This is a genomic window from Geobacillus thermodenitrificans subsp. thermodenitrificans DSM 465 (genome assembly GCF_000496575.1).
In the GTDB taxonomy this organism is placed as follows: domain Bacteria; phylum Bacillota; class Bacilli; order Bacillales; family Anoxybacillaceae; genus Geobacillus; species Geobacillus thermodenitrificans.
Genome location: NZ_AYKT01000003.1, coordinates 39881 through 54090, shown reverse-complemented (window position 1 = coordinate 54090; position 14210 = coordinate 39881). Strand labels below are relative to the sequence as shown.

The following is a 14210-nucleotide window of genomic DNA, read 5'->3' as shown; positions in this document are numbered from 1 at the left end:
TTTTATTTCGCCGCGGCATAGAGGCTGATCACGGCTTGCACCGGTACTGGAAATGATGAAGCGGCGCCAAAAGAAAACGCCAGCCAAGAAGAAAACCCCCATGATGCCGATCACGGGGAAATGAACCACTCCGGTTTAGGCGATGTCCCGGCCGGATTGGAAGAAGCCCAACAACCCACCTACCTGGTCGGAAGCAAAGTCATCATTCACGCTGACCATATGCCGGAGATGAGCGGGGCGGAAGCGACTGTTTCTGACGCGTTTGACACGACTGTCTATACAGTGACACACCCCGACGACCGGCGGAAACTCGGTGAAAAACCATAGATGGGTCATTCATGAGGAAATCGAAAGCGCCGGGGAAGAGTCGTTTCAGCCAGGGGATGAAAGTCGTCTTGAACGCTGACCATATGGAAGGGATGAAAAGCGCGAAAGCCATCATCGATTCAGTCCAACAAACGACAGTGTATATGGTTGATTACATCCATACAGAAACTGGCGAACAAGTACCAAACCACAAATGGGTGACGGAAGATGAACGGTCGCCCGTGAAATAGTGAATAAGCGACGTTTGCGTCACATGCACAGCAAGAGTGTCTCCAAAGCGGTGAGAACCCCTTCTTCTATAGATCCCATACTGAACAACGTCACCATGGTACATTTCGTGATTCAGTACGGGGATGATCTTTAGAGCTCCTCGTGTTTCTCTTTTATGGAAATAAAGGTATAATGAAACCGATATGGAATGAAGAGTATGATAGATTACAAAAGGTGTGGGCGAGAAAACCTATCCCTTTTATGAAGATGAAAGCAAGCATTTTCCTATATGGAATGATTGAGGGGAGAGAAAACAATGAAATGGTTTTGGCTGGGGGTTCTGCTGTTTTGCTTATGCTGGTTCGTATATGGAGTCGGAGTCAGTTTGTATCGTTTATGGGTCGAGCAACGAGTGGACGGGCAAGCACTGATTTTGGCGCTCGGCATGGCGGTCATGAGCTGGCGGGCGTGGGATGAATGGCGCGGAAACAGTTGGGGGCAACAAGAAAATAGGCGCCGTCCATAACGACAACGGCACCTTTTCTTTGTGCATTCTTGTTCATGCGGATTGTTCGTCAATGTTCTGTTCCGGCAGCCGGCGCTGTTTTTCTTTGATGGATCCATACATTGCGAGAATCGCCAAAATCATCAGGCAAAGAACGGAGCCGATTCGATGCTCGCGCTGGAATAAAAAACTCACCCAAATCGCAGCGAGCGACACGACGGCGATGCTCGTCGTGTACGGAAATCCTTTGACGCGAAAGAACGGATTCGTGTCGTAATTCGGCCGCAGTTTGAGTTGGGCCGCTCCGATCATCATCCAGACGATCAGCACCGTAAACCCAGGGATCGTCATCAACTCGCCGATGATCCGCCCTGGCGCCAAGTACGCACCGACGACTCCTGCGGCAATGCAGAGAGCGACCATTCCCATGCCGTAAAGCGGCACCCCGTGTCGTGTCGTCCGTAACAAGCGGCGGCTTGCTTCTCCTTGTTCGGCCATTGAAAAGAGCAAGCGAGAAGTGGCGTACACCCCGGTGTTGGCTGCTGATAAGACGGCAATAAGCAGGATCGCGTTCATCACATGGGCGGCGCCCGGAATGCCCGTTGCCTCGAGCACTTGGACGAACGGGCTGTTTTCCGCCGATACGGCGTTCCACGGCATGATGCCGCAAATGATGGCGATCGGCAGTACGTAAAAGCCGATGACCCGCCATATCGTGGTTTTGATGACCCGCGGCAGCACCCGGTCGGCGTCTTTCATCTCTGTCACCGCCACACCGATCAGCTCGGCTCCACCGTATGAAAACACAATCACAAGCAAGGCGCTGATCATGCCCCCAACCCCATGCGGAAACCAAGTATCGTAGGTCGCATAACGGGCCCATGGGTCTCCGTTCGCCCCTTCGATCACACCAAACCACATGCCGGCCCCAAGCAAGATGAATACAACTAGCGCCGCCACTTTCAATCCAGCGAGCCAAAATTCCGTTTCTCCATAGTATCGAACCGGAAACAAGTTCAGCACGATAATCAATAACGCGCAGCCAAGGGCGAGCAGCCAAAGCGGCACAGATGGCATCCAATAGCGTAAAAAACTTCCTGCCGCAAGCAGCTCGACGACTGTGACCAACGTCCAGTTCGCCCAATACAGCCACCCGACGAGAAACGACCAACGAAAGCCAAACGCCCGGCGGATCAAATGTTGAACGTTTTCGCCCGGATAGGCGAGGGCCATCTCGGCTAATGCGGCCATAATAAGAAACAGCAGCGCCCCGCCGAGGAGATATGTGAGAACGACACTTGGTCCGGCGATGTGAATCGTATCGGCGCTTCCTTTGAAAATACCGGTGCCGATCATGCCGCCTAGCGCCATCAACTGTACATGGCGAGGCAACAGCCCTTTTTGCAACGATGGGCGCGAATGTTCCATACAGCAACAACCTTTCTCGTACGAAGTTCCTTCCATGATGCACTTTTTTGCTTTTATGCTTTTATGCAGTTAAGCGAAAAAGATAGTTTTAGAATATAATAGTTATGTTTTTCTGTCAATGATTCATGAAAAACACATCGTCAGTATGGAAACGTTTTGTTATACTGGAAACAGGTTTTGAACTTGCCAAAAGGAGATTGATAGAATGCTTCGCAACAGCGGCAAACCGATTTCAGAAAAAGCCATCACCGTGTGGCGCTTGACCGGGGTGTTAGTAACGTTGGCGTCCGGGGGAGTCGTCGGCGGAATCGCATGGTTTCTGTCGCGCTTTCATGTTCCTAAGTGGTGGTTAGTGGTGTTAGTTGGCATCTGGGTAGTGGAAGCGATCTTATGGGTCGGATGGTTGCCTCCCTTGCGCCAGAAACGATGGCGTTATGATATTCGCGAGGAAGAAATAGAAATTCAGCACGGTGTTTGGTCAACGACATGGACGCTAGTTCCGATGAATCGCGTTCAACATGTCGATGTGCGGCAAGGCCCTTTTCTTAAACGGTACGGGTTGGCTTCGGTTGTGATTTTCACGGCCGCCACTGTCCATGAAATCCCTGCGCTATCTGAACCGGAGGCGGAAAAGCTCTGCCGGTTGATCGCTGAGTGGGCGAAGGTGGCGGATCGGAATGATGACTAAGCGCCGTCTTCATCCCGTTGCGATGGTAACCGGAGTAGGGAGAGAGCTGAAAAACGTGCTGCTCCCGCTTTTGGTAGTTGTCGTAGCTGGCAGCGGCGGCGATTTTTCTTGGCGGGATCTCGTCGTGCCGCTTCTTGTGCTCGCCTACACGATCGTTGCCGGCATTCTTTCCTGGGTTCGCTTCACTTACGGCTGGGATGATCAAACATTGCAAGTGGAAGAAGGAGTATTCGTCCGCAAAAAACGGACAATCCCGTTCGAGCGCATTCAAGGCATTTCCATAACGGAAGGAATATGGCAACGGCTGGCGGGGGTCGTGAAAGTCCATATTGAAACGGCTGGAAACGTGCCCGGAGAAGCAGAAGTGACGCTCGCGGCCGTGTCGAGGGAAGAGGTTCGCCGCTTGCAGCGCGATATCGAGCAAGCAAAAGAGCAGGCAGAGGAGTCTAATCCATGGAACGACCAGGAGAAGCGACTACTGTCTCCTCCCTTATTTACGCTTTCCGTAAAGGAAGTGTGGCTTGCCGCTGTGACAAGCGGGGGAGCGTTTGGCGTAGTGGCGGCCGTTTGGGCCTTTCTGTCTCAGCTCGGAGATCTTATCCCGTATGAAGCGCTCTTTCGCAATGTGCAGGCGACATGGAATGGACATGGGCGGTGGTACATCGGAATCATCGGTTTGGTTGTACTGTTGGCCGCGTATGGAGTGGCGATCGTACAAAATATGATCCGCTTCGCTTCGTTTGCCGTGCGCAAGCAAGAAGATACGATTGTCATCACCCGCGGTTGGCTTGAACGCAAAACGGTATCCGTCCCCATTGGCCGCGTCCAAGGGGTGATGATCCATGAGAGCTGGCTGCGGCGTTTGTTCGGGTACGCGACCGTGTCGCTCATTCATGCTGGTGGAGCGCTTGACGGCGGCCCACCGGGTGATGTGGTTCTTTGCCCACTTGTAAAAAAAGAGCGCGTCTCCTCGATTGTTCACGCGTGCCTGCCGGAGTATGATCTCGATGTCACGTTCCACCCATTGCCGGAGCGCGCCAAAATCCGTTATATGCTTCGGCCGCTCTATTGGTTGATGGTCCCGGTGCTATTGGCCGCCTACATCGAGCGCCCGTGGGGAGCAGGACTTTTGCTTGTGTTGCCGCTCGCCGTGTGGATTGGGGTGCGTCGCTATCGGGCAGCCGGTTGGGCGCTTTCTTCAAGGCAGCTAACACTCCGGAGCGGCTGGTTCCGCCAAACGACAACATACATGTTGAAACGCCGCCTGCAATCGATTGAGGTGTCGGCGACATGGTGGCAAAAGCGAAAACGATTAGCAACCATTTCCGCCGCCGTTATGCCACTTGGTACTTCCGCTCGCGTCGTCGATGTGGACGGGCAAGACGCAGCAGCGGTGTATCGCTGGCTGCAAGCGGAAAGAAAGGATGAAACATGATGAGTGCGTTTGTTCATGGATTCATCTTGGCGTTGGGACTGATTTTGCCGCTTGGTGTGCAAAATGTGTTCATTTTGACTCAAGGAGCGGTTCAGCGGCGTTGGGTGCACGCCTTGCCCGCGGTGCTGACGGCGTCGTTGTGTGATACGCTGCTCATTTTGCTTGCCGTTTTGGGTGTCTCCCTCGTTTGGCTTGGTTCCTCCTGGACGAAAATGGTTGTGATGGGGGTGGGCGTCCTTTTTTTGCTGTATATGGGCTGGAGCACATGGAAGAGCGAGCCTGCAACAGGCGAAAGCGAAGCAGCGGAAATGTTTCCGCCTCGCAAACAAATCGCTTTCGCCGCCTCAGTATCGCTGCTGAACCCTCATGCCATTTTGGATACGATCGGTGTCATCGGCACGAACTCGCTCCGCTATACGGGATTGGAGAAAGCGTTGTTTGCTGCGGCGTGCATTCTTGTCTCGTGGGCTTGGTTTGTTGGGCTTTCCCTCGCTGGAAAGATGCTTGGTCGCTTCGATGGCAGCGGGAGGGGATTGCGAACCATGAACCGGGTTTCCGCGCTCATCATTTGGGGAGTGGCTGGATATATGCTCATGGACCTGTTTCACGATCGGCTGCCCTAAGACGGCCGAAGGGATGGCGCGCTTAGCATGAATGTAACGAACCCGTATCCTGAAGCAAGCCGAGCGGTTTCCAACGAACGGATGATCTGCTAAAATAGGAAACAACGAAAGAAAAGAAGGGAAGAAAGATGCAAACGGAGCGCGAATCGCATGGGCGGATCATTTTTCATGTAGACGCCAATTCGTTTTTCGCTAGCTGTGAGATCGCCCGTGATCCATCGCTTCAGAAAAAACCGGTCGTTGTGGCAGGAGACCCGAAAGAGCGGAAAGGAATTGTGCTGGCGGCCAGCTATGTAGCGAAACAACAGTTTGGCATCTATACGACGATGCCGCTTTGGGAAGCGAAAAAACGCTGTCCATCGCTCGTCGTGCGGCCGCCGGATTTCGCGTTATACCGCGAAGTAAGCCGTCGCTTGTTTCAATGCTTACAGCGTTTCTCGCCCGTATTGGAGCGCGCCTCCATTGATGAAGGCTATTTGGACATGACCGGGCGGACGTCAACGGTTCACCCGCTCGCTTTGGCGCACCATATCCAACAAGAACTGCTTGAGCGGTTGTCGATTCCGGTGAGTATTGGTATCGCCCCGAATAAGTTTTTGGCGAAAATGGCAAGCGACATGAAAAAGCCGCTTGGCATCACCGTGCTGCGCAAACGCGATGTCCCGCGCGTGTTATGGCCGCTTCCGGTCGAACACATGCATGGCGTTGGTGACAAAATGGCGAAAAAGCTGCATGCGCTTGACCTCCATACGATCGGTGATATTGCAAAGGCCGATCGGGAGCGTCTTCGTCAGACGTTTGGCATCTATGGTTTGCGCCTTCAAGAGAAAGCGAACGGCATCGATCCGCGTCCGGTTGATCCAGTGGCGGCGGAAAAGAGAAAATCGATCGGACACTCAACAACGTTGCCGTACGATATGGATGAGGAACAGAACTTGCTCGTTGTCTTGCGCCAGTTGGCTGAGTCTGTCAGTGCGAGGATGAACGAAAAGCGGGTTGTCTCGCGGACCGTTCAACTGACCATTCGCTACTACGATTTTCAAACCATCACTCGCAGCCAAACCGGAATGGATCCGTTATGGGATGCGGAAGACATCTTTTCCTATGCTGCACGGTTGTTCCAAAAGCATTGGGACGGTCGTCCAGTGCGGCTTCTTGGCGTTGCTGCGCTCCATGTGTTTGACCGGACCGGGGCGGTGAAGCAGCTTGATTTGTTTCACTATGAAGAGGATGCGAAAACAGAAACTCTTTGGAAAACGGTTGAACAGCTGCGGGCGAAATTCGGTGTTCGCGCCCTGCAAACGGGCGCCGAACTGCTTTCGACTGACAGGAAAAAGAGGGAGGAGGAAGAACGTTGACGATATTCATAGTTGCTGCGTCTGTCGTGATGCTTGCAGGCCTAGTCGGTACGCTCGCGCTGTCTGGACGGGGAGACGAGCAGTACACATCAGCAACAAAAGGCAATCTCACCCGCTTAGTGTTGATTTATGCCGGATTAGCCATTGTCCTAGCGGCAGGAATTGGGATATACGTAGCGTTGTAACACGTGAAGGACTATACGACTATAATTGCCGACGATTTGCCTATTTGGATGCAGCGTTACTGGTTAGAGAGGGGGGTATGGACAATCGCTCCTATAATAACAAAGTCGCAATCGGTTCATTTCGTGCAAGGTGTTGCCTGTTTTCATCACGGAATGAACCGATTTTTTTGGCGCAGTTAAAAGGTTGGCACGGATGGCTAGCCCCAGGGCGATCCTCAACGGGCTGGCCTATTTTTTTTTTGTAGGTTGTTGACGGATGCCGATTTTCGCTGGATACGTATATATACAGTATGAATATCCCTTATGGACAACAGTATAGGAAAGGAGTATGGAAATGGTGGCGTATGACATGCATGGCGCGTCCATGCCGCTTGAGGCAAATCGCGAATTGCAATCATTAATTGGGAAAACCGTTACTGTCTACCGCGGTGGTCCCGAATCAAAAACAGGGAAACTTCTCGATGTTCAATCAGACTATCTTGTCCTTTTTGTTGAAAGCGAAGCAGCGATGATTTATTATGCGTTGCACCATGTTCAAAGCATTAGTGAAAATGTGAAAGCCAATTCCGTTTCGTCGCTTTCTTCATATAGCGACGAAACTGTTATGCCGGTAAGGGCGACGAGTTTTTATGAGCTGTTAAACAGTTTGGTCAATGAGCACATTCAAATTAACCAAGGGGGACCAGAGTCAAAACGAGGAACCTTACTAGGTGTCAACGACGATCATATTATTCTCTTCACAAAAGATGATGGGATTGTGTTTTACCTTCTCCGCCATCTGAAAAGCGTCCGTGTACAAATGAAAACCGAAGAGAACAAGGCGGTAGATGCCAAGACCCCAGCCGCGGAACTTGAAGCAAACGCAATGGAAGACGCCACAACAGAAGTCACGGGGCATAACGATATGGAAGCAGCAAGCGAAGCGCCGCATATACCAGGAGGGGAAGAGACACACGAAGACCAAGAACATGACCCGCTACCCCCGCCCGTTTATGTAAAGGCCGCAAACGTAACGGATCTATTTGAGAGACTCATCAATACATGGATAGCGATCAACCGCGGGGGGCCGGAAGCAGTAGAAGGAATCCTTGTTCCGGGAGGAAGCGGTTACTGTACGATTGTCAATCACGATGAAATTATCCGGGTGAATTATGAACACATCAAAAGTATCAGCTGTGGGCCTAAAGGAGCGTTCCAAGCAAATACCATGAATGCCGGAGACGGAAAGGAAACAGGTCAAGCTGAAGCAAAACAAGAGCCTAATCAAGCCGAGCGCGAGGCGAAAAAGGCACAGAAAAAAGAAGAAGAGGGGGTAAAAGCAAAGCAAAAAGAGCAAGGTGACAAGAAAAAAGAAGAAAAAGAGAAGGGCAAAGAGAAGGACAAAGAGAAGGAGAAAGAGAAGGACAAAGAGAAGGAGAAAGAGCAAGGCGATAAGAAAAAAGAAGAAGCAAAAGCGAAGAAAAAAGAGCAAGGCGACAAGGAAAAAGAAGAGAAAGAGAAAGAAAAAGAGAAGGAAAAGGAGAAGAAAAAAGAAAAAGAGAAGAAGAAAGAGAAAAAGAAAAAAGGATGATGAGGGAGGCAAACGAAAAAGAGAAAGGTGACAGGCCGAAAAAGGGGGACAATGGGCATCGGTGTAGGTAAACCTAGCATGATCGGCTCGTTCGTCCCTTAAAATCAGAGGGTGAAAGAACATGGACCTATTGAAAACATTACTCGGGAAGCAAGTCAAAGTGGAGATTTCCGGAGGAACTACAGTTCGGGGGGTTTTAATTGATCTTGGGCTCGATATTCTTGTCATCTATACCGGAAAAGAGTATTTGTACATTCCTCACCTGCATATTCACCACATTCAGCTTTACACGGATCCTGAATTCTTGATTACCCCCCCTTTTCCCGACGTTCCTTTGCAAGAGGATGCTGGAATTTCCTATCGAAAAACGTTATTGAACGCCAAAGGAAGGTTTGTGGAAGTTTACGTAATCGGAAACAAATCGATTCACGGTTACATCACCAATGTGCTGAACGATTACTTCACCTTTTATTCTCCGGTTTACAAAACGATGCTCATTTCGATGAATCATTTAAAATGGCTGACCCCTTACCAGAAAAACATCACACCGTATACATTAGGGAACGATGCGCTGCCGGTGCAGCCAACCCCTCTTCCTTTGCAGCGATCGCTTGAGGAGCAGCTCAAAAAAATGGAAGGCCACTTAGTCATTTTTGACTTAGGCGATCACCCGATGAAAATTGGTTTATTAAAGGAAGTGAAAAACAATATCATCCATCTAGTGACCGCGAGCGGGGAATCTGTTTATTGGAAAGTGATTCACTTAAAAACGGTGCACTTTCCATCATAAGATGAAGAACTCGCTTGATGTACGCTGGATAAATGGCGGCGCTAGATGCAACAAAGGAAATTTTATAAAAAAGCCCTCCTTCGTTCACCGCGTGAGGAGGGCTTTTTTTATAGAAGGTGGACCAAAGACAAAAAGAAAATCCAACTATACAGCATGGCAAGGGTAAACAACACCGTCGGTGGAATGACCAAAAGCGAGATTTTTGTATACGTGGACCAAGGAAGCGGATAACGGTATTTTTGTAAGATATGGAGCCAAAGCAACGTTGCGAGCGTCCCTGTTGGCAAAAGCAGTGAGCCGATATCGCTCCCAATGATCATTGCCAAATATGCTGCTTTTAAAATGAGTGGGTCGATACGCATTTCGGTCAATGTCAACGTTCCGATCATGAGCGCAGGGTGGTTGTTAAACACATTTGACAAAATGGACATCATGCTTCCCATGGTGAAAATGGCGTGAAATAAATTAGACACATAAGGCTGCAATTGTTGCACCAAATAATGTCCGAGGCCGGCACCGTTTAACCCGTACACAATAATATACATCCCAAAAGCAAAGATGAGAATATGCCAAGGCGCTTTCCGCAACACATCAAAAGGTTTCATCTGTAACGCGTACCACCGCCATCCGAGCAGCAAAACGGATCCCGTAACAGCTACCCATTCCACCGGGATATGCCAGTAGGAAGCGACAAATAAACTAACCCGCATGACCAACACAAAGAGAAGAATCCCCTTCATCTTTTGTTCCGATATTTTTAAATAATCATAGCCCTCGGAATGGCGGAGGGGGTGCTGATAAAACGAGAGAGGAGTGATTGGGACGGACAGCGGAGGAAGTGTTCTAGGAAGATCTTTGTAAAAAACAGCAAACAGCATTCCGACCAAAAAGAGCAATCCAAGCATGGAAGGAACAAACATCATCGTCGTTTGCAAGTACAGGCTCATATCAATAATCTTTAGCGAAATTAAGTTCACCATGTTGCTCACACCGATCGGTGCGCTTGAGGCGGTAGCGACGAGCGCACCGCTTATCAGGTACGGAAGCTGCTGATGCTTTTTGAGTTGAAAGCTTTTTAAGAGCAACAGCAAAATCGGGGTTGTGATAATGATGCTGCCGTCGTTATTGAAAAACAGTGTCATAAGAAAGCAAAGAGCATTCGTATACCAAAACAGCCGAATACCCGAACCGTTAGCTCGCTCGGCCAATATAGCGGCGATCCAATGAAAAAAGCCGATGCTCTCGAGAACAAGCGCCATGATAAAAGTGGAGATGATGGTGACCGCTGCGCCGCTCACTTTGGCGCTAATGTCGATGAGATTGGAAAAACTGACCGCTCCGCTGACAAGGATGATCGCTGCACCGATCGCGGCCGGAATGGCTTCATGCATTCCTTTCGGGTGCCAATAAATGAGCATCATCGTAAAGAAAAATGTAAACACGATGAGGAGTTCGATGATGGCCAGCCTCCTTTCTTATATTTTTTTCATTGAGGCCATATGTGTAAACTGTCTATAGTGCTCATTTGTACTGCATATATATGTGTCTGAGAGAAGACTTGTACTACGCGATTCGCTCAAATTCGACAAAATCCACATTTGTTCGTTATGAGAGGGCCCATCCATACTTTGAAAGACAGCTCAAGACTGCTGTCTGTTTTTCACTCCAAATCAAAAAACGTTGGCCGAACAAAAGGACGGCCAACTTTTTTTGATGGAAGACAGTTTATCTGTCAAGTCGTTCGCTCGGTTTCGAAAGCTCAAACGGCATCACTTCCTGGCCGATAACGAGCTGGAGACCGTTGCTGTACCCGGAACTGAATAAATGACTACCCGTTTTGCCTGAAAGCCTTTTAACGAAAAATCCGCCTGACTAAGCGGGTCATGTTCCCCGCATGTATAAAAGTCCAACGAAGCATCGTTCTCCTCCGGCCATGTATGAATCGACAGATGCGAGACGTGGCTAAAACGATCATGTCCGTCACACCTTGCGGATGAAACGGGTGAAAATACGAATAGAGCATGTTCATGCCAGTTTTGAGCGGCAGCTCTCAGCAGCTGTGCCAAATATACGTGATTGTTCCAAGGTGGACAGGTTGCACTTAAAGTTATCGAGAATCGGATGTTTCCTCTCCACCTTCAACGGATGATCATCGCCTTTCTACATTGGTTCTTCGTTTATTTCTATGGGGGGCAGAATGCATGTCCGATGGTCTAAAACGTTATGAACGGGCGGCAGATGGGGAGCACTTAAGCGTAAGAAACCGGATCTGCCGATTGCCATATTCGCGGTGTGATGATCCTCACTCTGAGGTGATCCTTTTTAGGTTAAAATGTTAAAATAGATGGAAAAACAGAACGATTATGGAGGATGTATGGCACATTATATTTGGATCATCATCAATGCGTTGTTGGTGATCGGCACTACGCTCTATATATGGCTGTTTCGCCCGAATGACTCAGCTGCGGTGCTGGCAGGAAAATGGCTGGCACAAGTGGCGGTACTGCTGTTTTTGATCAATGTCAATATGTATTTTATTTTTCTTGTTATCCGTAAAACGAGAGTTCGGAAGGTCAAAGTTACCTTAGCGCGGATATCAAGAAGTATGATGAAAGCCCATATCCCGCTCGCGGTTGCCGGAACGGGCTTGATTGTCTTTCACGGAGTGGTGATGGCATGGAAACTCGGCACCGTGATCGGTTTGGGCCATGGGAAACTGGTGACCGGTTATGTAAGCATCGCGATGTTGGCCATCACCTTGTTTGCAGGCGTCCTTCGGCGGCAAAAAGCGTCCGGTTGGAGAAGAAGGTTTCATCTCACCTCCGCCATGCTGTTTGCCTGTTTCTTTCTCCTTCATTTGTTTTGGCCCATCTAATTACGTATAAGTGGGGAGAGGAAACGTGAGGGATTTGCTTTCTTTGTTGACGGAATACCGCCATGTCAAGTGGTCGGCAACGTCTATGAAGAAGACTGAGCTAGTGATGCGCGACGGTTTGTTTGATGTGTTGAGCGATGAGGATGGGGGCGCTCGTTTGTCTATTCAGTTGATGACCTCCAGACTGTGAGATCGTACATGATTTTCCAAGCCATGATCAGTGCTTGTACCCTGCAAACCAGCGTTGAGTTGCTGCATGGCATCCATTCATGATCCCGTTTGGCGATGTTCTGAGGATAAAAGTGGAAGAGGCAGGGAATATTCCCGCCTCTTAGCTATTGTAAGATTTTCACCTTTTTCAGCAGAGAGAACAGCCGCCATTTTTGATTATTCCCTTCTTCTGTAACGAACGATTCTTCGCTCTGAACCATGGTATCATCTTCATCTTTATCCTCGCTTTCCATCGATGCAGAAGGTGGATGGACGAAAGCAGCGGGAAAGACGAGTGAAATGGCATGATGGGCTTCAGCATGCGGTCTTTGTTCATTAGCAGAAATATCTTGTGTTGATACATCATCTTCCATTTTTATAGGTGTTTCTTGATCATTTGTCAACACTGGGGGTTCTTCACTATTCTGATGGTTTTCGTTCTCGCTGTCGTTGGTTTGATGTATTGCTTCAGCCGATTCTTCGTGTGGAGTTGTTTCAGTCGTGCTATTTCGGTGTTCCGAAAGGTTTGCCTCGTCCAATGGTGGCTCAATTTCAACAGAGTAAGAAGGAAGTGTTTCGCTTTCATTCGTCGATTCGTCTCTTGCCTCTGCTTCGGGTGGCGATACATCCTCAACATGTTCAACAATAGAATCACTGTCGTAGTCGTTTCGAATGTCTCTCTCCAAGAAAGTACAAGGAACGGCGCTGCTTAGCGCCCTGTCCTCATCCTCTTCTAAAGATGATTTGTGTTGGGATGGGTGCCGATGGTGATAAGACGGATGTTCAATTCGGACGCGTTTCACTAAGTTGGGTTTTTGGGGGGATAGATGGACTGTTGAAGAGTTGAAGGTATGTGATTCCTTTGTTTTTACAGGCGAGACCACGATGGATTGTTTTGTTTCATCGATAAACTCTTGTAATTTTAAAAAGGTATTAGAGGATGAGAACCTCTTTTCTGTTTGTTTTTTCGTAGGCGATGGATTTACTGGAGCGCTTGATGATGCTTGATGTGCTTCAGAGGGGGTATCATGATTTGCCGTCAACAATTGTATGATTTGAGACAACATATTCTTCAACTCGTCCATATCGTTGTGCGGGTATTCTTGGGTTTGTTCGCTCCATGCTTTTGTCAAATCAGCAATTTGGTTGGAGAGGCGTTTAATTTCTGTTGAAAAGTGCGATGTCTTTTCGATCATCGATTCTAACTCTACTTGTTGGTTCAAAATATGTTTTTGCAGTACCAATAAATCCTTTTGTCTTTCTTGATCTATTTGTGCCAACTTTTCTTCCATCGCATGAAGTTTGGCGGCTAGGATGTGAACTTCCTCTTTTAGTTCGTCCGTTTCAGGTTGATGGGTGGCCAATGTTTTTTTCAGTTCTTCAACATCCCTCAATATCCTATCCGTATGATTTTTTAAAAAACTGTAATCTTTTTCCATTGTTCCAATCCTTTCTTTCCATGATGATGTCAATGAGTCGAGTGTGGATTGAAATGAAACATATTCATTCCTTAAAGAACGGTGAACCGAAAGTTCATTCTCTAGTAATTGTTTCTCCTCTTCCAGTCTCCTCCTTTCCTTGTCCCATTCCGCTTGCTTTTGTTTAAACATATCGACTTCTTTTCTTAAAGATTGAATATGTTCATCTCTTAATTCGGCTTGTTCTTTCCAGTAAGCGTATTCTGTTTTGAATTGCTCAATCTCCTCACGCAACGATTCATTTTCTTGACTCGTCCTTTCTAATGTTTCGGACAAGTGCTTGATCTCGTCGGTTTGTCTAGACAACGCGTCTTCATAATGTTGGCATTTCGTGGTGAGTTCATCGTTTTCGGCCTTGAGTTGGTCTATTTGCTCGTGAAGATGGAGCCATTCTTCGCTAGATGCCAACGAAGCAACCAACGTTTTATATTTGTCCACTTCGGACTTCAGGTGGATGATTTTCTGCTGTAATTGGATGCTTTTATGCTCTCCGCTCACGGCTTCACCACCTTTTCAGCATTTGTCGTG

Annotated in this window: 13 protein-coding genes and 1 pseudogene; 10 read left to right on the top strand and 4 right to left on the bottom strand. The window is 48.6% G+C overall.

The window, feature by feature from the left end; genetic code table 11:
- The first annotated feature begins 24 nt into the window (after positions 1-24).
- Together DSM465_RS18165 and DSM465_RS0104915 are read left to right on the top strand one after the other, a co-directional pair.
- Positions 25-557: pseudogene (locus DSM465_RS18165) on the top strand (YdhK family protein).
- Between the two features lie 296 nt (positions 558-853).
- A complete protein-coding gene (locus DSM465_RS0104915) occupies positions 854-1063 on the top strand; it encodes a hypothetical protein (protein ID WP_008879165.1) in 210 nt (69 codons plus the stop codon).
- 33 nt (positions 1064-1096) lie between these two features.
- Here the strand turns inward: DSM465_RS0104915 and DSM465_RS0104910 are convergent, their stop codons facing one another.
- Positions 1097-2470, bottom strand: a complete 1374-nt coding sequence (locus DSM465_RS0104910; RefSeq protein WP_029760784.1) for an amino acid permease — start codon at positions 2468-2470, stop codon at positions 1097-1099.
- Positions 2471-2675: 205 nt separating this feature from the next.
- Here DSM465_RS0104910 and DSM465_RS0104905 point away from each other — a divergent pair, with 205 nt between their 5' ends.
- The 7 genes from DSM465_RS0104905 (at position 2676) to DSM465_RS0104875 (ending at position 9119) form a co-directional block, all read left to right on the top strand.
- A complete protein-coding gene (locus tag DSM465_RS0104905) occupies positions 2676-3158 on the top strand; it encodes a PH domain-containing protein (RefSeq protein ID WP_008879163.1) in 483 nt (160 codons plus the stop codon).
- Positions 3148-4593: a PH domain-containing protein gene (locus DSM465_RS0104900; protein WP_029760783.1), complete on the top strand. Its 1446-nt coding sequence runs from the start codon at positions 3148-3150 to the stop codon at positions 4591-4593. Before DSM465_RS0104905 ends, DSM465_RS0104900 begins: the two co-directional genes overlap by 11 nt.
- Entirely contained in the window at positions 4590-5216 is a 627-nt protein-coding gene (locus DSM465_RS0104895; protein ID WP_029760782.1) for a LysE/ArgO family amino acid transporter, read from the top strand. The genes DSM465_RS0104900 and DSM465_RS0104895 overlap by 4 nt, the downstream gene beginning before the upstream one ends.
- Before the next feature lie 128 nt (positions 5217-5344).
- Positions 5345-6574, top strand: a complete 1230-nt coding sequence (locus DSM465_RS0104890; protein WP_008879160.1) for a DNA polymerase IV — start codon at positions 5345-5347, stop codon at positions 6572-6574.
- Entirely contained in the window at positions 6571-6759 is a 189-nt protein-coding gene (locus DSM465_RS0104885; protein ID WP_008879159.1) for a hypothetical protein, read from the top strand. The genes DSM465_RS0104890 and DSM465_RS0104885 overlap by 4 nt, the downstream gene beginning before the upstream one ends.
- A gap of 334 nt (positions 6760-7093) precedes the next feature.
- Entirely contained in the window at positions 7094-8329 is a 1236-nt protein-coding gene (locus tag DSM465_RS0104880; protein WP_230459230.1) for a spore coat protein CotH, read from the top strand.
- Between the two features lie 121 nt (positions 8330-8450).
- Complete coding sequence (locus DSM465_RS0104875; protein ID WP_008879157.1) at positions 8451-9119, top strand: hypothetical protein; 669 nt, start codon at positions 8451-8453, stop codon at positions 9117-9119.
- 107 nt (positions 9120-9226) lie between these two features.
- Here the strand turns inward: DSM465_RS0104875 and DSM465_RS0104870 are convergent, their stop codons facing one another.
- The gene (locus tag DSM465_RS0104870) at positions 9227-10585 is read right to left on the bottom strand and encodes an arsenic transporter (RefSeq protein WP_029760780.1); all 1359 of its coding nucleotides are present in this window, start codon (positions 10583-10585) and stop codon (positions 9227-9229) included.
- A 303-nt stretch (positions 10586-10888) separates the two neighbouring features.
- Complete coding sequence (locus DSM465_RS20220) at positions 10889-11029, bottom strand: hypothetical protein (protein ID WP_394359145.1); 141 nt, start codon at positions 11027-11029, stop codon at positions 10889-10891.
- Positions 11030-11493: 464 nt separating this feature from the next.
- On the opposite strand from DSM465_RS20220, the gene DSM465_RS0104865 reads away from it, so the two are divergent.
- Complete coding sequence (locus DSM465_RS0104865; protein ID WP_029760779.1) at positions 11494-11994, top strand: hypothetical protein; 501 nt, start codon at positions 11494-11496, stop codon at positions 11992-11994.
- 335 nt (positions 11995-12329) lie between these two features.
- Here the strand turns inward: DSM465_RS0104865 and DSM465_RS0104855 are convergent, their stop codons facing one another.
- Positions 12330-14180 carry a coiled-coil domain-containing protein gene (locus DSM465_RS0104855; RefSeq protein WP_029760778.1) on the bottom strand — a complete coding sequence of 617 codons (1851 nt, stop codon included), beginning with the start codon at positions 14178-14180 and terminating at the stop codon, positions 12330-12332.
- Positions 14181-14210: the final 30 nt, after the last annotated feature.

Excerpts from the sequence above, each read along its gene's own strand:
- DSM465_RS0104915 (WP_008879165.1), top strand. The coding sequence starts at position 854 with ATGAAATGGTTTTGGCTGGGGGTTCTGCTGTTTTGCTTATGCTGGTTC.
- DSM465_RS0104910 (WP_029760784.1), bottom strand. The coding sequence starts at position 2,470 with ATGGAACATTCGCGCCCATCGTTGCAAAAAGGGCTGTTGCCTCGCCAT.
- DSM465_RS0104890 (WP_008879160.1), top strand. The coding sequence starts at position 5,345 with ATGCAAACGGAGCGCGAATCGCATGGGCGGATCATTTTTCATGTAGAC.
- DSM465_RS0104865 (WP_029760779.1), top strand. The coding sequence starts at position 11,494 with ATGGCACATTATATTTGGATCATCATCAATGCGTTGTTGGTGATCGGC.
- DSM465_RS0104905 (WP_008879163.1), top strand. The coding sequence starts at position 2,676 with ATGCTTCGCAACAGCGGCAAACCGATTTCAGAAAAAGCCATCACCGTG.
- DSM465_RS0104895 (WP_029760782.1), top strand. The coding sequence starts at position 4,590 with ATGATGAGTGCGTTTGTTCATGGATTCATCTTGGCGTTGGGACTGATT.
- DSM465_RS0104880 (WP_230459230.1), top strand. The coding sequence starts at position 7,094 with ATGGTGGCGTATGACATGCATGGCGCGTCCATGCCGCTTGAGGCAAAT.
- DSM465_RS0104900 (WP_029760783.1), top strand. The coding sequence starts at position 3,148 with ATGATGACTAAGCGCCGTCTTCATCCCGTTGCGATGGTAACCGGAGTA.
- DSM465_RS0104875 (WP_008879157.1), top strand. The coding sequence starts at position 8,451 with ATGGACCTATTGAAAACATTACTCGGGAAGCAAGTCAAAGTGGAGATT.